General features: G+C 72.6%; 20 protein-coding genes. 4 read left to right on the top strand and 16 right to left on the bottom strand.

Annotated features, from left to right (window positions below):
• A partial coding sequence (locus LOC65_RS05585) for a pyruvate formate lyase family protein (protein WP_310736915.1) occupies positions 1-1009 on the bottom strand: 1009 nt, incomplete at its 3' end.
• Between the two features lie 106 nt (positions 1010-1115).
• Positions 1116-2930, bottom strand: a complete 1815-nt coding sequence (locus LOC65_RS05580; protein WP_164964264.1) for a carbon starvation protein A — start codon at positions 2928-2930, stop codon at positions 1116-1118.
• Between the two features lie 403 nt (positions 2931-3333).
• Between LOC65_RS05580 and LOC65_RS05575 the strand changes: the two genes are divergently transcribed.
• From LOC65_RS05575 to LOC65_RS05565, 3 genes are read left to right on the top strand one after another with little or no spacing between them, the layout of a single operon-like run.
• Positions 3334-4587 carry a putative Na+/H+ antiporter gene (locus tag LOC65_RS05575; RefSeq protein ID WP_009855486.1) on the top strand — a complete coding sequence of 418 codons (1254 nt, stop codon included), beginning with the start codon at positions 3334-3336 and terminating at the stop codon, positions 4585-4587.
• Positions 4588-4629: 42 nt separating this feature from the next.
• The gene (locus LOC65_RS05570; RefSeq protein ID WP_009855485.1) at positions 4630-5259 is read left to right on the top strand and encodes a LysE family transporter; all 630 of its coding nucleotides are present in this window, start codon (positions 4630-4632) and stop codon (positions 5257-5259) included.
• Positions 5260-5312: 53 nt separating this feature from the next.
• On the top strand, positions 5313-5669 hold the full coding sequence (locus LOC65_RS05565) for a DsrE/DsrF/TusD sulfur relay family protein (protein WP_009855484.1): 357 nt from the start codon (positions 5313-5315) through the stop codon (positions 5667-5669).
• Between the two features lie 28 nt (positions 5670-5697).
• Here the strand turns inward: LOC65_RS05565 and LOC65_RS05560 are convergent, their stop codons facing one another.
• The 4 genes from LOC65_RS05560 to LOC65_RS05540 all read right to left on the bottom strand — a co-directional run bounded on the left by LOC65_RS05560 (position 5698) and on the right by LOC65_RS05540 (position 10582).
• A complete protein-coding gene (locus LOC65_RS05560) occupies positions 5698-6321 on the bottom strand; it encodes a hypothetical protein (protein WP_230246870.1) in 624 nt (207 codons plus the stop codon).
• A 66-nt stretch (positions 6322-6387) separates the two neighbouring features.
• The gene (locus tag LOC65_RS05555) at positions 6388-8025 is read right to left on the bottom strand and encodes a diguanylate cyclase (RefSeq protein ID WP_009855482.1); all 1638 of its coding nucleotides are present in this window, start codon (positions 8023-8025) and stop codon (positions 6388-6390) included.
• The gene (locus tag LOC65_RS05550) at positions 8025-10241 is read right to left on the bottom strand and encodes a bifunctional diguanylate cyclase/phosphodiesterase (protein WP_009855481.1); all 2217 of its coding nucleotides are present in this window, start codon (positions 10239-10241) and stop codon (positions 8025-8027) included. The genes LOC65_RS05555 and LOC65_RS05550 overlap by 1 nt, the downstream gene beginning before the upstream one ends.
• Positions 10238-10582, bottom strand: a complete 345-nt coding sequence (locus LOC65_RS05540; RefSeq protein ID WP_009855480.1) for an Hpt domain-containing protein — start codon at positions 10580-10582, stop codon at positions 10238-10240. The genes LOC65_RS05550 and LOC65_RS05540 overlap by 4 nt, the downstream gene beginning before the upstream one ends.
• 313 nt (positions 10583-10895) lie before the next feature.
• On the opposite strand from LOC65_RS05540, the gene LOC65_RS05535 reads away from it, so the two are divergent.
• The gene (locus LOC65_RS05535) at positions 10896-12428 is read left to right on the top strand and encodes an ATP-binding protein (RefSeq protein ID WP_230246869.1); all 1533 of its coding nucleotides are present in this window, start codon (positions 10896-10898) and stop codon (positions 12426-12428) included.
• A 13-nt stretch (positions 12429-12441) separates the two neighbouring features.
• On the opposite strand, the gene LOC65_RS05530 is transcribed toward LOC65_RS05535, so the two are convergent.
• The 10 genes from LOC65_RS05530 to flgF all read right to left on the bottom strand — a co-directional run bounded on the left by LOC65_RS05530 (position 12442) and on the right by flgF (position 25244).
• On the bottom strand, positions 12442-13023 hold the full coding sequence (locus tag LOC65_RS05530) for a response regulator (protein WP_009858261.1): 582 nt from the start codon (positions 13021-13023) through the stop codon (positions 12442-12444).
• Between the two features lie 65 nt (positions 13024-13088).
• Positions 13089-16706: a PAS domain S-box protein gene (locus tag LOC65_RS05525; RefSeq protein ID WP_230246868.1), complete on the bottom strand. Its 3618-nt coding sequence runs from the start codon at positions 16704-16706 to the stop codon at positions 13089-13091.
• Positions 16707-16716: 10 nt separating this feature from the next.
• Positions 16717-17964, bottom strand: coding sequence for an EAL and HDOD domain-containing protein (locus LOC65_RS05520; protein WP_029718827.1), 1248 nt, complete (start codon positions 17962-17964; stop codon positions 16717-16719).
• Positions 17964-18890, bottom strand: a complete 927-nt coding sequence (flgL, locus tag LOC65_RS05515) for a flagellar hook-associated protein FlgL (RefSeq protein WP_164964259.1) — start codon at positions 18888-18890, stop codon at positions 17964-17966. The genes LOC65_RS05520 and flgL overlap by 1 nt, the downstream gene beginning before the upstream one ends.
• A 27-nt stretch (positions 18891-18917) precedes the next feature.
• Entirely contained in the window at positions 18918-20915 is a 1998-nt protein-coding gene (gene flgK, locus LOC65_RS05510) for a flagellar hook-associated protein FlgK (protein WP_029718828.1), read from the bottom strand.
• Between the two features lie 3 nt (positions 20916-20918).
• Entirely contained in the window at positions 20919-21779 is an 861-nt protein-coding gene (gene flgJ, locus LOC65_RS05505) for a flagellar assembly peptidoglycan hydrolase FlgJ (protein WP_009856140.1), read from the bottom strand.
• Positions 21779-22885 (bottom strand): flagellar basal body P-ring protein FlgI, encoded by a 1107-nt coding sequence (locus LOC65_RS05500; protein ID WP_230246867.1) that lies wholly within the window; start codon positions 22883-22885, stop codon positions 21779-21781. The genes flgJ and LOC65_RS05500 overlap by 1 nt, the downstream gene beginning before the upstream one ends.
• An 11-nt stretch (positions 22886-22896) precedes the next feature.
• Positions 22897-23580 carry a flagellar basal body L-ring protein FlgH gene (locus tag LOC65_RS05495; RefSeq protein ID WP_009856142.1) on the bottom strand — a complete coding sequence of 228 codons (684 nt, stop codon included), beginning with the start codon at positions 23578-23580 and terminating at the stop codon, positions 22897-22899.
• On the bottom strand, positions 23577-24359 hold the full coding sequence (gene flgG / locus LOC65_RS05490; protein WP_009856143.1) for a flagellar basal-body rod protein FlgG: 783 nt from the start codon (positions 24357-24359) through the stop codon (positions 23577-23579). Before flgG ends, LOC65_RS05495 begins: the two co-directional genes overlap by 4 nt.
• Positions 24360-24521: 162 nt before the next feature.
• Positions 24522-25244: a flagellar basal-body rod protein FlgF gene (flgF, locus tag LOC65_RS05485; protein WP_009856144.1), complete on the bottom strand. Its 723-nt coding sequence runs from the start codon at positions 25242-25244 to the stop codon at positions 24522-24524.
• Positions 25245-25247 lie beyond the last annotated feature (3 nt).

Genomic DNA, 25247 nt, shown 5'->3' with positions numbered 1-25247 from the left:
CGATGGCCTCGGTCACCCAGGTCGGGTCGCCGGAGAACAGCTGGTCGTATTCGGGGGTGCGCAGGAAACGCACGATGCGCAGCTTGACGACGAGGTCGTCGATGAACTCCTGGGCGCGGGCTTCGTCGATGAGGCCGGCGTCGAGGTCGCGCTGGATGTAGATGTCCAGGAAGCTGGAGACGCGGCCCAGCGACATCGCGGCGCCGTTCTGCTCCTTCACCGCGGCCAGGTAGGCCAGATACGTCCACTGCACCGCTTCACGCGCGTTCTGCGCCGGGCGGCCGAGGTCGAAGCCGTACTTGGCGCCCATGACCTTGAGCTCCTCCAGCGCGCGGCCCTGCTCGGAGAGCTCCTCGCGCAGGCGCAGCACGTCTTCGCTGAAGTCGCGGCTGTCCAGGTCCTTGTATTCCTGCTGCTTGAACTTGCGCAGCGCGTCGACGCCGTACAGCGCCACGCGGCGGTAGTCGCCGATGATGCGGCCGCGCCCGTAGGCGTCGGGCAGGCCGGTCAGGATGGCCGACTTGCGCGCCTTGGAGATCTCGGTCGAGTAGACGTCGAAGACGCCCTGGTTGTGGCTCTTGCGGTACTTGGTCCAGATCTCGTCGACCGTCGGGTCGCTCTCGAAGCCGTAGGCCTTCAGGCCCGACTGGACCATGCGCAGACCGCCGTTGGGCATGATCGCGCGCTTGAGCGGGGCGTCCGTCTGCAGGCCGACGATGAGCTCCAGACCCTGGTCGATGTAGCCGGCGTCGTGCGCCACGATCGTCGACGGACGGTCGGTCGACACGTCCAGCACACCCTTGGCCTGCTCCTGCTTGAGCAGCTCGGAGAGCTTCTTCCACAGCGCCAGCGTGCGCGTCGTCGGGCCTTCGAGGAAGGCGCTCGTGCCGGCGTACGGGGTGTAGTTCTTCTGGATGAAGTCGCGGACGTCGACGGCGGTTTCCCAGCGTCCACCGACGAACCCTTCCCAGGCATTCGCGCGGCTGCTGACGATGGTCATGGTATTCATTTGGATTCCTTAAACGAAAACTGCTGGTTGGCGTTTCGTGAGGTCCCGGCCGGGTGGGCCGGGACCGTTATTTGTTGTTATTCGTGGAAAACGTCTTGGGGGGACTTCAGGCGTGTGCCGTGGTCAGGTCGGCGGGAATCGCCTTGGATTCACCGCGAGCCTTCCAGAGCACCAGCCAGCGCTTCACCGAGGCCACCATGATGACCATGCCGAGAACCAGCATGATCGAGGCGATGACACCGTTGAAGACGTTGTAGCCCTTGGCCGCGCTGTTCAGGTATACGTTGGTAATCATCCAGTAACCGGCATAGTTGACGGTCACGAAGAGGTACGCCAGCGGAACCAGGCAGGTCAGCATGTAGGCACGCTTGGCCGACAGCCGCAGGATGATGGTCGCGCCGATCATCAGGCCGATCGAGGCCATCAGCTGGTTGGAGACACCGAACAGCGCCCAGACCGAGCTGATGTCACCGGACAGCAGCAGGTAGCCCCACAGCACGCAGGCGATGACGCTGGCGGTGATCGCGGCCGGCACGGAGTTCAGGTTCTTCATCGCCGGGAAGAAGTCGCCCACCAGGTCCTGGATCAGGTAGCGCGAGACGCGGGTGCCCGAGTCGACGGCGGTCAGGATGAACACCGCCTCGAACATGATGACGAACTGGAAGAAGTAGGCGGCGAGCTCGGTGAACCAGGAGATCTTCGTGAAGATGTAGGTCATGCCGACGGCCAGCGTCACGGCACCGCCGGTACGGCCGGCGAGGTCGATGCCCATTTCCTGGCTCAGGTGCGGCAGGTCCACGACCGTCATGCCCAGCGTCTTGAAGACTTCAGGCGTCGAGTTGATCGCGAAGTAGTCGGCCGGATGCAGCGAGGTCGCGGCGATCAGGGCCATGACACCGACCAGGCACTCGGCCAGCATCGCGCCGAAGGCCACCGGACGGATGTCGGTCCACTTGTCGACCAGCTTCGGGGTCGTGCCCGAGCCGATGAAGGCGTGGAAGCCGGAGATGGCACCGCAGGCGATCGTGATCGAGATGAACGGCCAGACCGAACCCTTCAGGATCGGGCCACCGCCGTTGATGAACTCGGTCACCGCCGGGAACTGGATCGTCGGGTTGATGAAGATCACGCCGACGACCAGCGCCAGGAAGACGCCGACCTTCATGAAGCTGGACAGGTAGCCACGCGGGGTGAGCAGCATCCAGACCGGCAGCGCGGTGGCGAAGAAGGCGTAGATCGGCAGCGCCCAGCTGACGGTCGTCTTGTGCAGCGTCAGCCATTCGCCGAGCGCCGTGCCCGCGAGGTGCGGACCGACGGCGACGGAGGCGGCGACGGCGGCGACGCCGACGTAGGTGGCCCACTTCGACGAACCGAAGTAGCGTTCATACAGCCCGAGCGCGATGGCGATCGGCACCGTCATGAAGACCGCGAAGGTGCCCCAGGCGTTGCGTTCCAGCGCATGCACGACCACGATGGACAGACCGGCCATCGTGATCGTGATGATGAACAGCATCGCCAGGCCCGTGCTCCAGCCCGCCACCGGGCCGAGTTCGGCCTTGGCGACTTCGGAGAGCGACTTGCCCTGGTGCTTCATCGACGCGAAGAGCACGACCGTGTCGTGCACCGCGCCGCCGATGACGGCGCCGACGAGCAGCCAGAGAAAGCCCGGCAGGTAGCCGAACTGGGCCGCGAGCACCGGGCCGACGAGCGGGCCGGCGGCGGCGATGGCGGCGAAGTGCTGGCCGGCGTTGACCCACTTCTTCGTCGGGACGTAATTCTTGCCGTCCTCGAGTTGGTGTGCGGGGGTGATTTCCTTGTCGTCGGCGGCGAGCACCTTGCGCACGAAGAATATCCCGTAGAAGCGATATGCCAGGGCGAGGACGCAAACAGCCATGACGACGAAATAGATGGCTTGGTCCATTTCTATTTCCATCCGGTTGGTTGATCGATCGAAGTGTCGGAACGTTTGTCTGACGGGAGCCATCCTAGGAGTCGCCGGACGGGCCGCAGGGCTTTCACGCCAGCGGCGCATGCGGCCCCCTGAACGGTGAAATCGCAGGCGCCAGCGGCAGCCCCGGAAACGGCTTTTGATACCCAGCCGGTGGGATTTGGAGCAGATCAAACCGGAGCCTCGCGGAACCCCGCTTTCGGCCGAACGGCAGCCCGCCGCCGGTGAACGGTCGAAACTCGCGGGCGAACGGCAAGACCCCGCGCCGGCGGCGTCAAAGCGTCAGCGGGTAAAGTCGGCGCCGGGTGCCGCGGAGATCGCCGCGGCAGGTTTTCGCGCAGGTCGGGCCGCCGCGCGGCTGCATCTGTTCCTCCGCATGAACCACCCCGCCGTCGAGACGGTGGCTGCGATCGTCTTCGCCGTCGCACTGCTGCACACCTTCACCGCGCGCCAGTTCGAGCGCCTGTCGCACCGCTTCCCGCGCCATGCCGGCCTGTTCCATCTGCTCGGCGAGGTCGAGGTCGTGTTCGGCTTCTGGGCCATCGTGCTGGTGCTGCTGCTGGCCTTCGTCGTCGGCCCGACCGCGGCGATCGGCTACGCCGAGTCGCGCAACTACACCGAGCCGCTGTTCGTCTTCGTGGTCATGGTCGTGGCCGGTTCCGGCCCGGTGCTCACCGCGGTGAGGAGCCTCGTCGACGCAGCCGCGGCGCGGCTGCCGATGTCACGCGCGGTGGCCGTGACCTGGCTCGGCCTGGGCGTGGTGCCGCTCAGCGGATCGCTGGTCACCGAGCCGGCGGCGATGACGATCGCGGCGCTGACGCTGGCGCCGCTGGCCTTCCGCAGCGACGTTCCCGAGCGCGCCAAGTACCTGGCGCTGGGGGTGCTGTTCGTCAACGTGTCGATCGGCGGCACGCTGACCTCCTACGCCGCACCGCCGGTGCTGATGGTGGCGTCGGCCTGGAACTGGGACAGCGCCTTCATGCTGCAGAACTTCGGCTGGAAGGCGGCCGTCGCGGTGCTCTTCAATGCCAGCGTCGCGACCTGGCTGCTGCGCGGTTCGCTGCGCGCCGACCCGAAGGCCGCCGCGCCGCTGCCGCGGCCGCCGGTGGCGGTGGTGCTGGTGCATCTGGCGGTGCTGGCGGCGATCGTGATGCTGGCCCACCACCCGGTGGCCTTCCTCGCGGTCTTCCTGCTGTTCCTGGGCTTCACCCAGGCCTACGAGCGCCACCAGAGCCCGCTGCTGATGCGCGAGGCGCTGCTGGTCGCCTTCTTCCTCGCCGGGCTCGTCGTGCTGGGCGGTCTGCAGGCCTGGTGGCTGCGGCCGATCGTCGAGTCGCTGGAGCCGCTGGCGCTGTTCTTCGGCGCGCTGGCGCTGACCGCGGTGACCGACAACGCGGCGCTGACCTACCTCGGCTCGCTGATCCCCGGCATCTCCGACGAGGCCAAGTACATGCTGGTGGCCGGCGCGGTGGCCGGCGGCGGGCTGACGGTGATCGCCAACGCGCCGAACCCGGCCGGTGTCGCGCTGCTGCGCCGCGGCTTCGCCGACGAGAGCATCGGCGCCGGCGGGCTGCTGCTCGGGGCGCTGGGGCCGACCGTCGTCGCCGCCGCGGCGCTGCTGCTGCTGTAGTGCCCTAGACTCGGCGCCCCGCCGCCTCGACCACGCCGCCGCATGGACTTCTCCACCTGGCTCGCCTTCTTCGCCGCCTCCTGGGCGATCAGCCTGTCGCCGGGTGCCGGTGCGCTGGCGGCGATGACCTCGGGCCTGCACCACGGCTTTCGCCGCGGCTACTGGACGACGGTGGGGCTGGTCGCCGGCATCTGGACGCAGCTGCTGGTCGTCGGCGTCGGCCTGGGCGCGCTGATCGCGGCGTCGTCGACGGCCTTCCAGGCCGTCAAGTGGTGCGGCGTGGCCTACCTGGTGTGGCTGGGCATCCAGCAGTGGCGCGCGCCGGCGCGGCCGCTGGCCGCGGCGCGCGAGGAGGCGGCGGCGGTGCGGCGGCGCACGATGGTGCTGCGCGGCTGGATGGTCAACGCCGTGAACCCGAAGGGCACGGTGTTCCTGCTGGCCGTGGTGCCGCAGTTCCTGCACCTGGCCGAGCCGCTGGCGCCGCAGTACCTGGTCATCGGGCTGACGCTGGGCTTCACCGACCTGGTCGTGATGGCCGGCTACACCGCGCTGGCCGCGCGCGTGCTGGGGTCGCTGCATTCGGCGAGCCACGTGCGCCTGCTCAACCGCGTCTTCGGCTCGCTGTTCATCGCCGCCGGGGCGGCGCTGTCGGTGTTCAAGCGCTCGGCCTGAGCGGCCTATGATCGGCGCCGCGCGGCGCCCGGGCGCCGCGGCGAAAGGCCACGATGCAGCGCATCCTCATCATCGTCCACGCGCCGCCGTACGGCAGCGAACGCGTGCTGTCGGCCCTGCGGCTGGCCAACGCGCTGGCCGGCAGCGACGGCACGCCACCCGAGCTGCGCCTGTTCCTGATGTCCGACGCCGTCGTGCTCGGCCTGCCGAACCAGGCCGACGGCAGCGGCAACGGGCTGCTCGGGCTGGTGCAGGAACTGGCCGCGCGCGAGGTGCCGATCGCGCTGTGCCGCACCTGCGCGCTGGCGCGCGGCCTGGCCGAGCTGCCGCTGGTCGAGGGCACGCGCATCGGCACCCTGCCCGAACTCGCCCAGTGGACGCTCTGGGCCGACAAGGTCATCACCTTCTGAGGCCGGGCGAGACCCGGCACACGCCCGTTCAGCGGCCGGGCGGCGGCTCGACCAGCGAGCCGTAGGCGGCCAGCAGCGCCTGCGCCTCGTCGTCGTCGCCGGCTTCGGTGACCTCGGGCTCGGCCACGGCGGCGGTCACCCGCGCGCGGTCGATCGCCTGGCGGGCGACGTCGGGCGGCGAATCCAGCGCCGCGGCGGCCTCGCCGCTGGGCGGGCCTTCGCGGCGCAGCCGCTCGGCCACCGCCACCGCCATGCGCGAACGCAGGCAGGCCAGGCCACGCGCCGACCAGTTGCTGACACGCTCCTCGAACTGCTCGAGCGCACGCTGCAGCACGTCCAGCGGCACACGTTCCAGCGCCTGCCAGCCAAGCCGGCCGAGCGCGTGCTCGACCACCGCCAGATGGCGCATCGTCGAGCGTGCGGAGTGATCCTCGTCGAGCAGGCCGGTGAGCTCGTCGCGGGCGGCCCGCAGTTCGGCGTGCTGGCGGCGGCGCTCCAGTTCCTCGGGTGTCGGCGGCGGCTCGGCGCCACCGTCGGCGCGCTTGAGCACGACGCGCACGCCGCCGGGGCCCCGCCGCAGCGCGAGGTCCTGGCGGAAGACGGCGTCGAAGGCCGTCCGCAGCAGACCGAAGGGCGATCGTGGGGAGCTCATCGTCTTCGATGAGTCGGCTTCCCGGGGCCCGCTGTTGAGGGCCCGAAAGCAACAAGCCGTAACCGCTCAGGCCGTGCAGGTGCGGTTCTTCCCGCTGCGCTTGGCTTCGTACAGCGCCTCGTCGGCGCGTTCGAGCGCGATCTCCAGCGCCTCGCCGGGGCGCCAGGCGGTGACGCCGGCGGAGAACGTGACGAAGACCTCGCGCTGCTCGTGCAGGAACAGCGCCTCGGTCAGGCCGCGCTGCAGCCGGGTCAGCGCCTGCTGCGCCTCGGCCAGCGGGGTGGCCGGCAGCAGCACGACGAACTCCTCGCCGCCGAAGCGCGCCAGATGGTCCACCGGCCGCAGGCGCTCGCGCACCGCGGCGGCCAGCGACTTCAGCGCCAGGTCGCCGGCGGCGTGGCCCAGCGTGTCGTTGAGCTTCTTGAAGTTGTCGATGTCGATCAGGCCGATCGCCAGCGGCGCCGCCTCGGGCCCGGCGCGGTCGACACGGGCGCGCTCGGCGTCGAAGGCCTGGGCCAGGCCGCGGCGGTTGGCGACCTGGGTCAGCGCGTCGGTCGAGACCTCGTCGGAGAGCCGCCGCAGCTCGCCCTCGAGCTCGCGCACGCGTGTCTCCAGCTCGGTCGCCTTGGCGTGTTCGTCCTCCATGCGGCGCTGCGCCGCGCCGACCAGCTGCTGCACGGCGCGGCTTTCGTCGACGATCTCGCGCACCACGCCGGCCAGGCTCTCCAGCGACTCGGCGCGTGCCACCGCCTCGGCATGGCGGCCGACGCTCTCGTGAAAGCGACCGGTGTGCTCGCCGAGCGCGCCGACCTCGCCGAGCAGGCGGTGGATCAGCCCCTTGAGCGCGTCGCGCGCGGCGTTGCGCTCGTCGCGCACGCGCTGCTGGCGCGCCCGCGTCTCGGCCAGCAGCTCGGTGGCCGCGCGCACGCCGCGTGCGGTGATGCCGTCGGCCAGGCGCTGCTCCAGGCTTTCGCACTGGCCGCGCGCCCAGCTGTCGTCCTCGGCGACCTCGACCAGGCCGCGGCCGAGCTCGCGGCACAGGTCGCCGAGCTGCTCGACGAGGTGGTGGCGGTGGGCGAACAGCCGGCGCGCACGTTGGCAGAGCTCGTCGACCTCGGCGACCCGTTCGGGCGACACGCCGTCGGCGGCGATGGCATCGGCCAGCGCGGCCAGGCGGTCGGCGAGCTCGGCGGCCCGCGGCTCGGCCGGCGGCAGGCCGGCCCGCACCGTGGTCTCCAGGCTGGCGACGACCGGCTGCCAGGGCGCGTCGGGCAACGCAGCCTCGGCACCGGGGGCCTCGTCCAGCGGCGCCGGCGCGGTGGGCGGCAGCTCCAGCGGCGTGTCGCCTTCGGCCGACGGGGCCTCGGGGTCTTCGTAGCGGTGGTCGCCGTCCCAGGCGCCGACCAGCGCCTGCAGCCGCTGCTGCAGGCGCTGCAGGTCGCCGCGGCTGCCGTCGAGCACGCGCTGCAGGCTTTCCTTCTTGCGCGCCGTGGTCCACTGCCGGCCGCCGCGCTCGACACCCTTGACGAGCTTCTCGACGAGCGCCGCCCAGACCGGGCCCTGGGCCTTGGGGTCGGCCGGCAGCGGCAGGCCGGCCTCCTCGGCGTAGGCACGGGCGTAGTGTTCGGGGGTCGGCTCCAGCTTGGCCATCGCCAGGCGCCGCAGCGCGCCCTTGGCGATCTGCGCCGGGGTGGGCGCGTTCATCAGCGATCGTGCGCGGCGGCCGCGAGGCCGGCGCCGGCGGCCGCGGGCAGCGGCAGCGCCATCGTCGCGAACCAGTGTTCAAACTGCGGTGCCGGCACCGGCCGGCCGATGTGGTACCCCTGCATGCGGGTGCACTCCAGGCTGTGGAGCAGCTCCACCTGATGCTCGGTCTCGACGCCCTCGGCGATGACACGCAGCGACAGGTGCCGCGCCAGCGCGATGATCGTGCGCACGATGTGCACGGCGGTGGGCTCGATGCCGAGCTTGGCGACGAAGCTGCGGTCGATCTTGAGTTCTGCGCAGTGCAGCCCGGACAGGTGCGACAGGCTGGAATAGCCGGTACCGAAGTCGTCGATGGAGACGTCGACGCCGATCTGGTGCAGCCGGCGCAGCGCCGGGCCGACGCCGACGACGTCGCGCATCAGGCTGGTCTCGGTGATCTCCAGCGACAGCAGCCGGCGCGGGCCGCCGCCGTCGGAGGTCAGCTGGTCGATCAGGTCGATCAGCTCGTTGCGCAGGAAGAGCTTGGGCGGCAGGTTGACGGCGATGGTGCCGTCGAAGCCGAAGTCGGCCTGCCAGCGGCGCGCCTGCGCGGCGGCCTCGCGCAGCGCCCACTCGGACATGCCGAGGATGTCGCCCGACTCCTCGGCCAGCGGGATGAAGTCGCCCGGCATCACCAGGCGGCCGTTGAAGCGCCAGCGCATCAGCGCCTCGACGCCGACCAGGCGGCCGCTGGCGACGTCGACCTGCGGCTGGTAATGCAGCTCGAGCTCGCCGCGCCCGGCCGCGCCGGGCAGCGCCGCCTCGAGCATCGGCCGCTGCAGCAGGCCGGGGCCGTAGACCATGCTCGAGTCGCGCTCCTTCTTGGCCTCGTACATCGCGAGGTCGGCATTGCGGTGCAGCTCCTGCACCGTCTCGCCGTCGTCGGGGAACAGGGCCACGCCGACGCTGCCGGTGACGACCCGGTCGTGGACGCCGGCCAGGCGCATCGGCTCGCGCAGCGCGAGCACGATGCGCTGCGCGACGCGCTCGGCGTCGGCCGGGTCGGTGACCTCGGGCAGCAGCACGACGAACTCGTCGCCACCGACACGGCCGACGGTCTCCAGGTCGCGGTGGGCCCGCGGGCCGGCGGCCTCGACGGCGCTGTCGTCGATGTCGGCGTGGTAGCGGATGCAGCCGCGCAGCCGCGTGGCGACCTCGCGCAGCACCTCGTCACCGACCTGGTGGCCCAGCGTGTCGTTGATCTGCTTGAAGCGGTCGAGGTCGATCTGCAGCAGCGCGACGCGGTGGCGCAGGCCATGCTGGCGGCTGGCCTCGAGCGCGAGGTTGGCGCGGCGGATGAACTCGCGCCGGTTCGGCAGCTCGGTGAGCATGTCGAAGGCGGCGTGATAACGCGACTGGCTCTGCGCGCGGTGGCGGTCGGTGATGTCCTGCAGGAACCCGTCGTAGCCGACGAAACGCTTGTGCTCGTCCTCCTCGGCCTTGCCGGCGACGTGCACGACGAGCAGGCCGTCGTCGAGCGTGAGGTCCTGGTCGAGCGCGCGGCGCTGGGCGACGCGGTCGCGCAGCAGCCGCAGCGACGGCAGGCGCAGGGCCCGCGGCACGCGGCGCAGCAGCGAGCGCAGCGTCGGCGGCCGGCCGCCGACGCGGAGCACCTCCAGCGCCTCGCGCGACAGCGTCAGCCCGCCGCCCTGGCGCCACTCGAAGCTGCCCATGCGCGCGAGCTGCTGCGCGCGCGCCAGCTTCTCGCGGTTGCGGTCGAGCTCGACGGTGGTGCGCGCCGCGCGCAGCACGTACTCGAGGCGGCGCGCCAGCAGGCTCCAGTTCAGCGCCCGGTCCTTGTCCTTGGTGTAGAAGTCGGTGGCGTGCACGTCGAAGGCGTGCTTGATCGAGGCCTCGTCGTCCAGCCCGGTGAGCATGACGATCGGCAGGCGCTCGAAGCCCGGCAGCGCGCGGATGCGGGCGCAGGTCTCGAAGCCGTCGAGGCCCGGCATCTGGGCGTCGAGCACGACCAGATCGGGCTTGCGATCGCGCAGGATGGCCAGCGCCTCCTCGCCGCGCGTGGCCTCGACGATGGCGAAGCCGCGCTCGCGCAGCGCGATGGCGGTGGTCAGCAGGCCGACCTCGTCGTCGTCGACGAGCAGGACCTCCGGGCGAGCGAGAAGCGCCGCGTCGTCGCGGCGCGGAGGGATCGGACCGTGTGCCGGGGCCCTCACGTTCGCAGCGCCGCGACCACGGCACGCAGCGCGCGCTGGGCCTCGTCGAGCAGGGCCTGCACGCGCGGCGCGATGTCGGCGGTGTCGCCGGCGCGCACGCGGCGCTCGACCTCGGCGCACAGCGCCGACAGCTCGAGCGCGCCGACGCTGGCCGACGAGGACTTGACCTTGTGCGCGACCTCGCCGACGGTCTTCAGATCGCCGGCGTCGCGCGCAAGGGCCAGGCGCTCGAGGTCACGGCCGAGCGCGGTGCGGAAGGTCTCGAGCACGCGGCCGACGACGCCGAGACTGCCGTCGGGGTCCAGTTCACGCAGGCGCGCGAGCGCGGTGTCGTCGAGCATCGGGGCGGGGGCGTCGTGCGGAATGTTCTGGCCAGTCATAGGCGGGGCTGCGAGGCAAGCTCCATGCCGCCGGTCAGGCGGCGAGGATGGCGCCCGGCGCGGCGGTGGTCAAGCGGGGTCACGACAGGCGGCACCACGGACGCCGCCGCGGTGAGCAATCTTGCCGCAGCATCTCGTGCGCGGCGTCTCCGCCGCGCCCCGGCGACCGGCACGTGCCCGCGCACCATACCCGTTTCCGGCACCGCTTTCGTGTCCTGCCGCAGGCTTGCTGTCGACAGCGTCGGCCGCAGCCCCCGTCCGTACAATCGTTCACATGCTCGTCACCCGCCACCGCCTGCGCCACGCCGGCAGCGCTCTCGCGCTGCGCCTGGCCGGCATCGCGGGGCTGCTGTCGATGACCGGCTGCACCGGCGGCGGCGACCGCGGCACGCTCTTCGGCGGCCTGGCCCTGGTGGGCGTGGGCGCCGCCGCCTACACGCTGGGCGGGCTGCGCGAACGCCAGGCGGCGCAGGCCGCGCTGCGGGGCGCCCGCGCCGCGCGCCGCGAGGCCGAGTCGCTGCTGGACGGCTGGGTCTGGCGCAGCGACGCGTCGCACCGCCTCGTCGCGCTGCAGCCGCCGGCCGGCAGCAGCGTCGGCGGCCCGGCCGCCGGCGGCCCGCTGTGCGAGCAGTTCGAGACCTCGCATCCCGAAGCCGACGGCGATCTCGGCGCACGGCTGGCGACGCAGCGCGCCTTCCGCGCGCTGCGCGTGCGCCTGCGCGCCGACGGCAGCGCCTGGCGGCTGCGCGGCGCGCCGAGCTTCGACGAACTCGGCCGTTTCGACGGCTTCAGCGGCACCGCCGAGCCGGTGGCGGCGCAGGACGCGCTGGCGGCCGACCATGCGGCGCTGCAGGCGGTGCTGCAGGCCGTCGACGTGCCGGCGCTGCTGGCCGCCGGCGACGGCCGCGCCGACGGCTGGGCGCTGCGTGCCCTCAACCCGGCGGCCCGCCGCTGGCTGGAGCGCGACGCCCCAGCCTGGGGCGAGGTCCTCGCGCGGCTGCCGGCCGCGGTGCGCGAGGCGCTCGCCGCCTCGGCGCCGGGCAGCGCGACCGAGGTCGACGGCTGGGTGCTGCGCCGCTGCGACATCGAGGCCGAGGCCGGGCTGCTGGTGATGCAGGCCGCCCGCGCCGGCGAAGAAGGCGACGGCGCGGCGTTCAGCTTCACCGTCTCGCACGACCTGCGCGCGCCGATCCGCGTCGTCGAGGGCTTCACGCGCATCCTGAAGGAGGACTACGGCCGCCAGCTCGACCGTCTCGGCAACGAGCACCTGGACCGGGTGCTCGGCGCGGCGGCGCGCATGAACCACATGATCGACTCGATGCTGGCGCTGGCCAAGCTGTCGCAGCAACCGCTGGCACGCCAGCCGGTGGACCTGTCGCAGCTCGCGGCCTGGGTCGTCGACGACCTGCGCCGGCAGTCGCCGCCGGAGCGCCGCGTCGAGGTCGAGATCGAGCCCGGCCTGGCGACGCGCGGCGACCCGACGCTGCTGCGCCTGGTGCTCGAGAACCTGCTCGGCAACGCCTGGAAGTACAGCGCGCGCAACCCGAAGGCGCGCATCGTCTTCGCCAGCCAGCCGCACGAGGGCCGCGTCTCGTACTACGTGCGCGACAACGGCGCGGGCTTCGACATGCGCTCGGCCGACCGGCTGTTCGGCCTGTTCCAGCGCCTGCACAGCGCCAGCGAGTTCCCCGGCAGCGGCGTCGGCCTGGCGTCGGTGCGGCGCATCGTGCGCCGCCACGGCGGCGAGGTCTGGGCCGAAGCCGAACCCGGCCGCGGCGCGACCTTCCACTTCACGCTGCGCGACTGAGGCGCGCCGCGCCTCAGGACGAGCGCGCGAGCTCCTCGACCGCGGCGACCAGCCGCTCGGCCTGCGCCGTCTCGGCGATGCCCTGCTCGGCGGCCATGCGCTGCAGGCGCTGGCGCGCCGCCTGGCGCGACAGCGAGTGGCGGTGCATCAGCACGCCGACGGCCAGCGGCAGCGGGTCCGACAGCGGCTCGGGCGCAGGCGCGGCGGCGGCCACCACCGGCGCGACCGCCGGCGGCGGCGCGAGCTGGCCGGCGCGCAGCCGCGCGAACGCGTCGTCGACGGTCGGCAGGATCTGGTCGATGTCCAGCGGCTTGATCAGGTAGGCCACGGCGCCGAGCTCGTGGACCTTGGCGATCGTCGCCTCGTCGGCAAAGGCCGACAGGAACATGAACGGGATGCGGGCGACGTCACGCAGGTACTCGGCGACGTCGAAGCCGCTCTTGCCTTCCATGCGGATGTCCAGCAGCGCGATCTCGGGGCGCAGCTGGCGGGCCTTGAGGATGGCCTCGTCACCGTTGTCGGCGTCCACGACCTCGTACCCCGCCTGCGCCAGACCGTGTGTCACGGCGGCGAGCACGAGGCGGTCGTCGTCCACCACCAGAATCCTGCCCTTCGAAGCCATCGAACCGTCGCCCTCCGCGCGACCGCCGCTATTCTCGCCTACGGCTGCAGCAGAACACGCGGCGGACGCAGCAGGATGCGCGCACGGACCTCGCCACCCGCCTGTTCGAGGGACAGCGTGGCCCCGCGCGGCAGCAGCGAACGCACCAGCGCCAGGCCGCCCATGCCGCGCGGCACCTGGTCGATGTCGAAGCCCTCGGCCAGGCGGCCAGGGTTGCGCACCTCGACGACGAGCTCGCCGGCGGCCTCGCCCGGCGTGATCAGGCACTGCAGGTCGCCTTCGGGCGCGTGCTTGACGGCGTTGGCCAGCAGCTCGTTGACGCACAGCGCGATCGGGATCGCCTCGGCCTCGGGCAGCAGGTAGCGCTCGGCGCCTGGCGCGGCGGAGAACAGCACCGGCCGGCCGAAGGCCCGGCGCACCGACTGGGCGATCGCGCCGACCACGGCGGCCGCACCCAGCGGCCCGCTGCGCACCTGCAGGCCGAAGACCTGGGCGATGGCCTGCACCTGCGCCTCGGCCTCGAACAGCAGCCAGCCCATCTCGGGGTGCTGCTTGGCGTTGTGGCGCAGCAGCCCGGCCACGCCCTGCAGGTTGTTCTTGATGCGGTGGTGCACCTCGCGCACCAGCGACTCGCGCTGCACGATCTCGGCCGTCAGCCGCGCCTGCTCGGCCTCGCGCTCCTCGGTGACGTCGCTGGCCACCAGCAGCAGCAGCGGCGCGCCCACCGGCCCGGCCACCGGCGCGATGCGCGTGTCCCAGACCGTGGTCTGCCCGGCGGCGCCGAGCTCGCGCAGCTCGTGGCGCTGCAGGTCGGTGCCGGCGGCCGCGGCACGCAGCCAGTCCTCGACGGCCTGCGCGGTGGCCGGCTTGCAGAGCTCGGCCGGCGTGCGCCCCAGCGCCTCGTCGACCGGGCGGCCGAACAGCGTCGCGGCGACGTGGTTGCATTCCTGCACACGCAGCTCGGCGGCGTCGAACAGCGCGATCGCCAGCGGCGCGGTCTCGATGATGCGGCGCAGCGACTCGCGCGCCTGCTCGATCGCGATCTGCGCCTGGCGGCGGCGCTCGACGTCGAGCAGCGCGAAGGTCAGCTGCGGGCCGCTGGACTCGCTGGCGGTGGCGACGACGCTGCCGACGACCCAGAACTCGCGCCCGTCGCGGGCCTGCAGCCGGCACTCGAAGGGCTCGGTCTCGCCGGCGGCCAGGCGCTCGCTCCAGTCGCCGCGGCGCAGCGGATGCTCGTCCTCGGGCGTGGCGACGGTGGCGATCGGCCGGCCGATGAAGTCGGCCAGCTCGCCGGCGAACATGCGCTGCGCCGAGCGGTTCATCCAGGTGATGCCGGTGTCGCCGACGGTGACGATGCCCACCAGCACCGAGTTCAGGATCGCCCGCGTGCGCTCGGCCTGCACCTGCAGCGAACGGCGCGCGCGCACCGCCGCGTCGATGTCGACGAAGGAGCAGATCAGCCCGGCGCCGGCATCCTCGGCGTCGACCGGGCGCACCGCGGCCTGCACCCAGACCAGTTCGCCGTCCTTGCGGCGCAGCGTGCGTTCGCCGTTGAAGCGGCCTTCCGCGGCAAGCGCGTCGCGCACCTCGCGCTCGCGCTGCTCCCACTCGCCTTCGGGGCACAGGCGGGCCGTCGGCAGCTGCACCAGCTCCTCGGGCCGGTAGCCGGTGAGCCGCGACAGCGCCTGGTTGGCGCGCTCGATGCACGCGCCGCGCATCGTCGCGATGCCGACGTCGGACAGGTCGAACATCAGGTCGCGCTCGCGCAGCAGGCGCTCGAGTTCGCCCTGCTGCGCCTTCAGCGAGGAGATGTCGGTCAGCACCGCCACGGCCTCGGCCTCGGCCTCGGGCAGCGCCGACTCGGCGCGGTGCACCGACAGCGAGTACCAGACCGGCTGGCCGCGGCGTTCGCCGGCGACGAGCTCGGTCTCGTAGCCGCGGCCCTCGGCCATCGCGCGCGTGATCTCGGCGGCGATGCCGCCGCTGCCGTCGGGCGCGCCGAAGAGCTGCTGCAGCGATGCCCCGGCGGCGGCGCCGGCGGCGACGCCGAGCATGCGCTCGAAGCGGTGGTTGCAGCGCACCAGCAGCGCCCCGCGCAGGTAGGCGATGCCGGCGTTGGAGCCGTCGAGGATGGTCGTCAGCTCGCGCAGCAGCTGCTCGTTGCGGCGCTGCGCGACCTCCTGGTCGGTGACGTCCAGCGTGACGACGGAGGTCGTGCGGCCGCCCGACAGCGCCCCCGGCTCGACCCGCGTGAGCAGCCAGCGCAGCCCCAGCTCGGGGTGGCGCACGGCGTAGCGCACCTCGGCGCGTTCGCCCAGGCGCAGCGCACGCTGCAGGCGCTCGTACTCGGCCATCGACTCGGGCTCGACGAGCTCGCGGCCGATGCCCTGCAGCCCGGCGCCGGCACGTTCGCCGGCGGCGGCCGGCGCCGGCCGCGGCCGGTCGGAGACCAGCCAGCCGCGCGCCGGGTCGTAGGTGGCGACACCGATGCTGGCGGTGTCCATCAGCATGCCGATCTCGAGCTGGGCGAGGTCGCGCTCCTCCTCGGCGCTGCGGTCCTCGACGACGGCCATCACGCGGCGCTGGCCGGCCTCGGTGGCCCAGCCCGACAGGCGCGCGCCCAGCCGCCGCCGGCGTCCGCCGGGCAGCGGCACCAGCGCCTGGCGCTCCAGCGGCGGCGCGCCGGGCACGAGCGCGGCCAGCGGCGCGCCGTCCTCCCAGCCGAGCAGCGCCTGCAGCGCCTCGTCGGCATCGGCCAGCAGCACCGGCACCTGCTCGAGCAGCGCCTCCAGCGCGGGGTTGGACGTCAGCACCAGGCCGGCGTCGTCGTAGACCAGCATGCCGGCACGCGCCAGCTCGAACCAGCGCAGCAGCTCGTCCTGGGCGCGTCGCGCATGCACGCGGGCGTGGTGTTCGGAGGTGACGTCCTGCCAGACGACCAGCCACAGCGGCGGCGCGCCGGCCGGCGCCAGGTTCTGCGGCACCAGCATGAACCAGTGGCGCCCGCCGCGGGCGTCGGCCAGGCTGCGCGGCACGGCCGGCAGCGGCACGCCGGCGGCCAGCGCCGCGCGCAGCTCGGCGCGTGCACCGAGGTGCGCGCCGGCCTCCTCGGGCAGCTGCAGCTCGGCCGGGTCGCGGCCGACCAGCGCCTCGCGCGCATAGCCGCTCAGCTCGACGAAGGCGTCGTTGGCGTCGAGGATGCGGAAATCGTCGTCCTGCAGCGTCGCGGCGAACGGCGAGCTCCACAGCAGCGCGACGGCGCGGCGCGCCTCGTCGGTGCTGCGCGCGGCGTCCAGCGGCAGCGGCGGGCGCGGCGGCGGCAGCTGCGGCTGCGGCACGACGCGCAGCGAATGGCCGCCGCCCAGCGCCCGCGTGGCCAGGCGCAGCAGCGTGCCGTCGGTGGCGGGCAGCAGGGTCTCGCTGCGGTCGGGCAGCGCGAAGGCGCGGTCGAGCCAGCGGATCGCGTCGACGCCGAGCACCGGCGCGAGCTGCAGCGTGCCCTGCCCCGGCTCGCAGCCGAGCAGGCGCAGCGCGGCCTGGTTGCAGGCGCGCAGCACGCCGCGCGCGTCGAACCACAGCAGCGCGTCGGCGACCTCGTCGAGCAGCGCCGCGAGCAGTTCGGGCGAGGAGGCGGAAGTCGTCGGCGTGGCCAAGGTCGGGACGTCAGTCCAGCGACCGGGCCGACGCGAGCGCGGCGAGCACGGCGCGGTTGACCTCGCCCTGGGCCAGCAGCAGGGTCTCGGCGCGTTCGCGGATGTCGAACACCGATTCCTGCTCGATCGCGCGCACCAGCTCGAGGAAGGGGTGGAACGGGCCGGTCTCGTCGACCAGCGCCTGGCGCACGCGCTCGGGCACCGGCACGCTCTTCAGCAGGTCGGCCACCGGCTGCTGCAGCAGCTGGTCGAGCAGCGAGAACACGCCGCAGATGAACATCTCGCCGCGCATCTCGGCGTCGTCGCTGCCGCGCGCGAGCTCCTCCATCAGCAGCCCGCGGCGCACCGCCTCGTACATCAGCGGCTTGGCCGCGGCCGAGCGCGACGACGAGGCCAGCAGCAGCGCCAGCCAGCGCTTCAGGCGCTGGTAGCCGAGCATCATCAGCGCATGGCCGAAGGAGCTGATCTCGACCGACAGGCCGAAGGCCGGCGAGTTGAGGTAGCGCAGCAGCCGGAAGCCCAGCGTCGGGTCGCGCTTGATGATGGCCTCCAGCCGCGCGACCGGCTCCTCGCGGTCCACGCCCTGGATCAGCTGCATGACGACCTGCACGTCCGGCGGCACGCCCTGGCGGCCGGAGCGCGCCACCGGCTCGTCGCTGGGCCAGCCCAGCGTGGCGATGGCGCCGCGCTGCAGCGCCGCGTCGACGGCGCCCATCGTGCGCGCGCCGGCGCGCAGCTCGGCCAGGCCGGCGAGCGCGGGGCCGGCCGCGGCGGCGTCGTGGTCGAGGATCGCGAACGAGAACGCCGACAGCACCTGCGGCGGCAGCGGCGCCAGCGGCCGGCCCTTGACGAGCAGCGTGCCGCCGGCCTCGGCGTGGGCGACCAGCGCCTGGGCGAAACGCGGTTCGGCAGCCAGGAAGGCCGGCACCTCGATCATGGCCTGCGGCCGCGGCGCGGCGGCCAGCACGTCGGCGAGCAGGCGCTCGCCGGCCAGGTTCAGCGACACCGGCCGCAGCGTCGCCGCCGGGCGGGCGCCGCCGGGCGCCAGCGGCCGCGGGTTCAGCGACAGCGCCGGCGTGCCGGCGTCGGCCTCGGGCGGCCAGACCGCGTCGACGGCGGCCAGCAACGCGTCGACGTCGCAACCGGCGTCGGGTTGTTCGGGGAAGACCGTGAGACGGGTCGCGACGACGGCGTGCTGGCGGTCGATGACCGGGCTGAAGCCCAGGGCCACCGGGCCCAGGATCGGGAGGTCGTGCATCAGGCGCTGAGGTACTGGAACAGCGATTGCCGCTGCACCAGGGAATACGTCTTCAGTGCCGCATCGTAGCCGGTTTGCCTGTTCTGGAAGTCGGAGATCGCCTGCACCATGTCAAGGTCCTCGGCGTTGGAACGCTCGGTCTTGGCGGCGAGCTTGCTCTCGGCGATGCGGCTCTCGACCATGTCGGTGCGGTTCAGCGCCTCGCCGGCGGCGGCGCGCGAGGTGAGCACGTTGTTCATCACCGCGTCGATGTCGGCCAGCCCTTCCTTGACCGCGGTCGAGACCTCGGCTTCGCTGAGCGTGCCGTCCGAGAGCTTGCCGATCACGGTGTCCAGCGCGGTGAAGACCGAGACCGTGCCGGTGCCCGACGGGTCGCGTGCACCCAGCCAGGCCTGCCGGCCGTCGACCGACAGCGGCAGGGCCTCGTCCGAGGCGGCGCTGATCTCGCCCTCGGCGCCGCGGAAGATGACGCCGCCCGGCGTGTCGACGAACGGCGGCGAGTCGGCGCCCTGCCCGGCGAAGACGTAGCCGCCGGCACCGTCGCCGCGGTTGGCCACGCCCAGCAGCTGCGCGCGGATGCCGCGCAGCGCGTCGGCCAGCGTCTCGCGGTTGCTGGCCCCGTAGCTGCCGTTGCCGCCCTGGACGACGAGTTCGCGCGCCTGCTGCAGCAGGTCGCCGGCATTGCCCAGCGCCGACTCGGCCTGCAGCATGACGTTGCGGCTGGCCTCCAGCGCACGCTGGTTGGCCTCGCTGCGCACCATCGCGGCGAGCGCGCGCTCGGCGCGTGCGGCGGCCACCGGGTCGTCGCTGGCGGTGACGACGCGTTTGCCGCTGGTGAGGCGGTCCTGCGCGTCGGACAGCCCTTCCTGGCGCTTCTGCAGGTTCTTGATCGAGGTCTCGAAGGCGTTGGCAGCGGTGATTCGCATGGCGTTTCAGCCTCTTGGAAGGCGGCCTCAGCGGGCCGCGGTCTGGAGCAGCGTCTCGAAGACGCTCTGGGCCACCTGCAGCACCTTGGCCGCGGCCTGGTAGCTCTGCTGGTACTGGATGAGGCGCGCGGCCTCCTCGTCGAGGTTGACGCCGGAGACCTCGCTGCGCGCGAGCTCGGCCTGGTTGGCCACCGAGGTCGAGATCGTCGAGGCGGCCTTGGTCGTCTGCACGCGCACCGCGATGTCGGCGAGCGCGGCGGCGTAGGCGTCGGTGGCGACCATGCCGCCGCTGTAGACGCCGCCGCTCTCGCTGCGGCCGACGATGGCCTGGTCGCGCAGGCCGGCCAGCGCCAGCGCGTTGCCGTTGTTGGCGCCGACGTAGGCCGGCGCGATCGTGTTGACGGCGATCGTGTCGCCGGCCCTGGGCACGCCGGCCAGGCGCAGCCGGGCGCCGTTGATCGAGTCGGGTTCGGGCGGGACGATGCCCTCCTCGTTCCAGTCCAGCGGGCCGGTCGTCGTCGACGTGCCACCGCCGTCGGTGACGGTCCAGCTGTACTGCAGCTGGCCGGAGGGCGTCGTCGAGAAGCTGATCGCCGCGCTGGCCGTCATGTCCGGCGTGCGCACCATCGTCAGCGAGGCCACCGACGCGGTGCCGGTGTTGGCGGAGCCCACCGAGGAGACCAGCGGCGAGGCGGCGGCGATCTGGCGCGGGTCCTGCAGCAGCGCGTTCATGCCGCTGGCGGCGCGCGCCACCGGCTGCAGCAGGAAGCGGTCGCTGGCCGCCGGCGTGCCGCTGACCGTGACCTCCAGGCCCTCGACCTCGAAGCGGCCGCTGGCGTCGGCGGTGCGCTGGAAGGTCTCCTGCGGGTTCGACAGGCGCGTGATGACGTAGCCGTTGGCCGTCGCCGGGTCCGGGCGCACCAGGTAGTCCGACGCCTTCAGCACGGTGCCGTCGGGCGCGGAGATGCTGAGCGTGGCGGCGAAGTTGCCGCTGGCGTCGCGCGAGTTGTTGATGTCCGAGCGGGCCGACGGCGCGCCGACCTGGAACAGCGGCTTGCCGGTGTTGCCGTTGAGGTCCAGCCCCAGGCTCTGCTGGCCGTTGACCGCCGAGGCCACGCCGGCGGCGAGCTGGCCGACGAGGTTGCGCGCGTCGACCAGGTCCTCGTTCTGGAAGCGCAGCAGCGCGGTCATCGAGCCGCCGCCCAGCGAGTTCTCGTCGAGCATGCGCAGCTTGTCGCCGTCGACCAGCGCCAGCGCCGAGCGCGAGGTGTCCAGCGGGTCGGTGGTGACGCGCATGTCCACCGAGGTCGCGCCCAGCACCAGGTTCTGGCCGCCGGCGACGAAGACGCCGACGGTGCCGTCGTCGGCCATCACGGTGCTGACCTGGATCTTGGAGGACAGCTCGCTGACGATGCGGTCGCGCTCGTCGAGCAGGTCGTTCGGCGGCTGGCCCAGGCCGCGCGCGGCGGCGATCTGGTCGTTGATCTTGGCCAGGCTCTTGGTCAGGCCGTTGACCGCCGAGACGGTGGTCTTCAGGTCGGCGGTGACGCCGGCCTGCAGCGTGTCGATCTGGCCGGCGGCGGCATTGAAGCGCGTCGCCAGGTCCTGCGCACGCGCCAGCACGACCTGGCGCGTGGCCGTGTCGCCGGGCCGCGAGGCGAGGTCGACCATGGCGTTGAGGAAGTTGCCGACGCTGTAGCCCAGGCCGCTCTCGCCGGTCGGGAACACGTCCTCCAGCAGCTGCAGCCGCTGCGACAGCGTCTCGTCCATCGCCGCCAGCGACTTGGCCGAGGCCGCCGCCCGGGTGAGGAACTGGTCGTGCGCGCGCGTGACGCTGGCCACGTCGACACCCTTGCCGAAGAAGCCGGCCCCGGTGTACTGGCCCTTGGCCGTCGCCAGCTCGGCCTGCTGGCGCGAGTAGCCGGGCACGTTGGCGTTGGAGATGTTGTGCCCGGTGACCTGCATCGAGGCATAGCTTGCCGTCATGGCACGCATGCCCAGCGACATCAGCGATGAAGCGGCCATCCCTTACCCCAGGCTGCGCTGCACGCGCAGCGTCGTGTTGATGACGCGGGTGAGCTTGTCCGCGTACGCCGGGTCGGTGGCGTAGCCGGCCTTCTGCAGGCCGCGCGCGAACGTGCTCGCGTCGGTGGCGCCGGCCACCGTGTCGCGGTAGCGCGGGCTCTCGGAGATCAGCTTCGCGTAGTCGGCGAAGGACTCCTCGTAGCTGGCGTAGGCGCGGAACTTCTGCACCATCTTCTGCGCCTTGCCGTCGACGTACTCGGTGGTCGTCACCTCGGCGACCGGGCCCTTCCAGCTGGCGCCGGCCTTGATGCCGAAGAGGTTGAACGACGGCGAGCCGTCGGCGTGGCGGATCTCCTTGCGGCCCCAGCCGGTCTCGTGCGCGGCCTGGGCGATCATGAACTCCGACGGGATGCCGGTCTTCTGCTCGGCGCGCTCGGCGGCGCCGGCGTGCTGCTGCACGAAGCCGGCGGCGCCGGTCTGCGGGATGCGCGTGGCCTGCGGCCGCGCCGACAGCGGCGCCGGCGTGTTGTTGGCCGAGCCGGTGACCGGGATCGGCCCCGGCGCCATGCCCATCTGGCGCTCGAGCTGGCGCGCGATGACGTCGGCCAGCCCGCCCGGCAGCCCCGAGAGCTGGCCGGCATACTGCTCGTCGAGCATCTCGGTGCCCATCTTGCGGCCCGGGTCGTCGGACAGGCCGGTGGCCATCGTCGACTGGCGCATGCTCTTCAGCAGCTCGTTCATGAACAGGCGCTCGAACTGCTTGGCGGCCTCGCGCACCGCGGCCTTGGGGTCGTGCTGGGCCTTGGCCTGCAGCGAGGCCAGCGAGCGCGAGTCGACCGACAGCGAGGACGGGCCGGCAGCCATCAGATCACCTCGATCTCGGCGTTGAGCGCGCCGGCGCTCTTCATCGCCTGCAGGATGGCCAGCAGGTCCATCGGCGTGGCGCCCAGCGAGTTCAACGCCTTGACGACGTCGGCCAGCTTGGTGCCCGCGGGCAGCTGCACCAGCGAGCCGCCCTGCTGGGTGATGGCGATGTCGGACTTGGCCGACTCGACCGTCTGGCCCTGGCCGAAGGGGTTGGGCTGGCTGACCTGCGGCGTGGTGCTGATCGTCACCGACAGGTTGCCGTGGGCCACGGCGCAGGCGCCCAGCGTCACGGCGTCGTTCATCACCACCGAGCCGGTGCGCGCGTTGAGCACCACGCGCGCGGCGGGCTTGGCGATCTCGACCGTCAGGTTCTCGATGTCGGCGAGGAAGGCGATGCGCTCGCCCGGCGCCTGCGGCGCGCGCACGCGCACGCTGCGCCCGTCGAGCGCGACGGCGGTGCCCTGGCCCTTGGCGCGGTTGATCGCGTCAGCCACGGCGCGGGCGGTGGCGAAGTCGTCGGCCTGCAGCCCGAGCTGCACGCCGTCGCCGTCGAGCAGCGGCGTCGGCACGGTGCGCTCGACGGTCGCGCCCATCGGGATGCGGCCGGCGCTCAGGTGGTTGATCTGGACCTTGGAGCCGTTGGCCGAGGCGCCGGCGCCGCCGACGATCAGGTTGCCCTGGGCCAGCGCGTAGACGTTGCCATCGGCGCCCTTGAGCGGCGTGGCGATCAGCGTGCCGCCGCGCAGGCTCTTGGCGTTGCCGATCGACGAGACGTTGATGTCGATCTGCTGGCCCGGCTGGGCGAAGGCCGGCAGCTGCGCGGTGACCATCACCGCGGCGACGTTCTTCAGCTGCATGCTGCTGCCGGCGGGCACGGTGACGCCCATCTGCTGCAGCATCGCCGTCACGCTCTGCGTCGTGAACGGGGTCTGGGTGGTCTGGTCGCCGGTGCCGTCGAGGCCGACGACGATGCCGTAGCCGACGAGCGCGTTGGCGCGCACGCCCTGCACCGCGGCGACTTCCTTGAGCCGCACCGCGGCGGCGGCCGGCGCGGCGGCGAGCACCGTCAGCGCGGCGGCGACGAGCAGGACAAGGCTTCGCATCGTGTCGCTCCTCACAGCGGCCACAGCACGCTGAAGAACACCCGGCTGAGCCAGCCGACGGCGTTGGTGTCGGCCTGGGCGCCGCGGCCGCGCTGCTCCAGCCGCACGTTGGCGATGCGCGTGCTCTGCACGACGTTGCCCGGCTCGATCGCGCGCGGGTCGACCTGGCCCGAGAAGCGCAGCACGTCGACGTTGGCGTTGACGCCGATCTGCTTCTCGCCGGCCACCAGCAGGTGGCCGTTGGGCAGCACGCCGCGCACGGTGACGGTGATCGTGCCCTGGAAGTCGTTGCTGTTCTGGGTGCTGCCCTTGCCGGCGAAGCTGTTCTCGGAGTTGGCGCTGACGGCGGCGCGGCGCAGCGCCGTGGCGGCGTTGATGCCGGGCAGCGCGGTGATGCCGCCGCTCAGGTCGGTGGTCTTGTCCAGCGAGCTCGTCGACTTGGCGGTGGCGCTGATCTTCTCGACGATGCGCACCTGCAGCGTGTCGCCGGCCTGGCGCGCGCGGTGGTCCTCGAACAGCGGCCGGTACTGCGAGGTCTGGAAGATCGCGCCGGTGCTCGGCGCCTCGGCCGCGACCACCGGCGGCGGCGTGTCGGCGCCGGTGGGCTGCTCGAACTGCACCGTCGGGTACATCGTCTCGCAGCCGGCGAGCGCCAGCGCCGCGGCGGCCAGGCAGGTCCTCACGAGCGTGTTCACAGCTGCCCCAGCTTCTGCAGCATCTGGTCGGAGGTCTGGATGGCCTTCGAGTTCAGCTCGTAGGCGCGCTGCGTCGCGATCATGTTGACGAGCTCCTCGACGACGTTGACGTTGCTGGTCTCGACGAAACCCTGCTGCAGCGCGCCGAGCTCGTTGGTGCCCGGCGTGCCGGTGTTGGGCGTGCCCGAGGCCGCGGTCTCGGCGTAGAGGTTGCCGCCCAGCGACTCCAGGCCGGCCGGATTGATGAAGTTCGCCAGCTGCAGCTGGCCGACGGTGGTCGGCGTGGCGTTGCCGGCGGTCGTCACCTGCACCGTGCCGTCGTCGGCCACGGTGACGGTCTTGGCGTCGGCCGGGATCGTGATGCCGGGCTGCACCGGGTAGCCCTGGTTGGTGACCAGCTGGCCGGCGTTGTCGACCTGGAAGCCGCCGTCACGCGTGTAGCCGGTGGTGCCGTCGGGCATCTGGATCTGGAAGAAGCCGTTGCCCTTGATCGCGATGTCGTAGCTGTTGCCCGTCTGCTGCAGGTTGCCCTGGCTGAAGTTGCGCGTCGTGCCGGCGGCGCGCACGCCCAGGCCGACCTGCAGGCCGGTCGGCAGCGTGCTCTGCTCGCTGCTGGCGGCCCCGGCCTGGCGCAGGTTCTGGTAGATCAGGTCCTCGAACTGGACGCCGCCGCGCTTGAAGCCGTTGGTGCCGACGTTGGCGAGGTTGTTGGAGATGACGTCCAGCTTGGTCTGCTGGCCCTCCATGCCGGTCTTGGCGATCCATAGCGAACGAAGCATGTCGGTTCCTCGGGGGGCGGACGGGTACGAGCGAATCTTGAGGGCGGACAAGCCCGGTCGAAACGCCGAAAACAGCCGCGTTGTGCCCGCATCTCCGCGCCGCCAACGAAAACGCCGCGCTCGGGGCGCGGCGTGTCGGGGGGCCGGGCCGGGGGCCCGGACTCAGGTCGCCAGCAGCTTGGTGGCGCCCTGCTCCTTCTGCTCGGCGGTCTGCAGCATCTTGATCTGCTGCTCGAACTGGCGCGCCGCGGAGATCATCTGCACCATGGTCTCGACCGGGCTGACGTTGCTGCCCTCGAGGGCGCCGTCCTGCAGCCGGGCGGCCGGATCGGCCGGCAGGTCGCCGTCGGCGGCGCGGAACAGGCCGTCGGTGCCGCGCGTCAGCGGCGCCTCGGGCGTGACCAGCTTGAGCCGGCCGATGGCCTGCGGCTTGCCGCCGTTGGCCGCCGCCGAGACGGTGCCGTCGGCGCCGATCGTCAGCGTCGCGTTGGCCGGCACCGTGATCGGGCCGCCGTCGCCGAGCACCGGCAGGCCCGACGGCGTGACCAGCACGCCCTCGGCGCTGACCTCCATCGAGCCGGCGCGCGTGTAGGCCTCGGTGCCGTCGAGCGACTGCACCGCCAGCCAGGACTTGCCGCGCATCGCGACGTCGAGGTTGCGGCCGGTGACCTGCAGCGGGCCGGACTGGTCGTCGTGGCCGACGGTGGACTCCAGCGCGTAGACCCGGGTGCTGGCGCCGTCGCCGCGCACCGGCACGGCACGGAAGGCCTGCAGCTCGGCGCGAAAGCCGGTCGTCGACGCGTTGGCCAGGTTGTTGGCGAGCACGTCCTGGCGCTCCATCGTCGCCTTCGCGCCGCCCATCGACAGGTAGATCAGACGGTCCACGGT

The sequence above is a fragment of the Rubrivivax sp. JA1055 genome (assembly GCF_020966565.1).
Taxonomy (GTDB): Bacteria; Pseudomonadota; Gammaproteobacteria; order Burkholderiales; family Burkholderiaceae_C; genus Rubrivivax; species Rubrivivax benzoatilyticus.
This window is presented reverse-complemented; position numbering and strand designations above follow the sequence as displayed.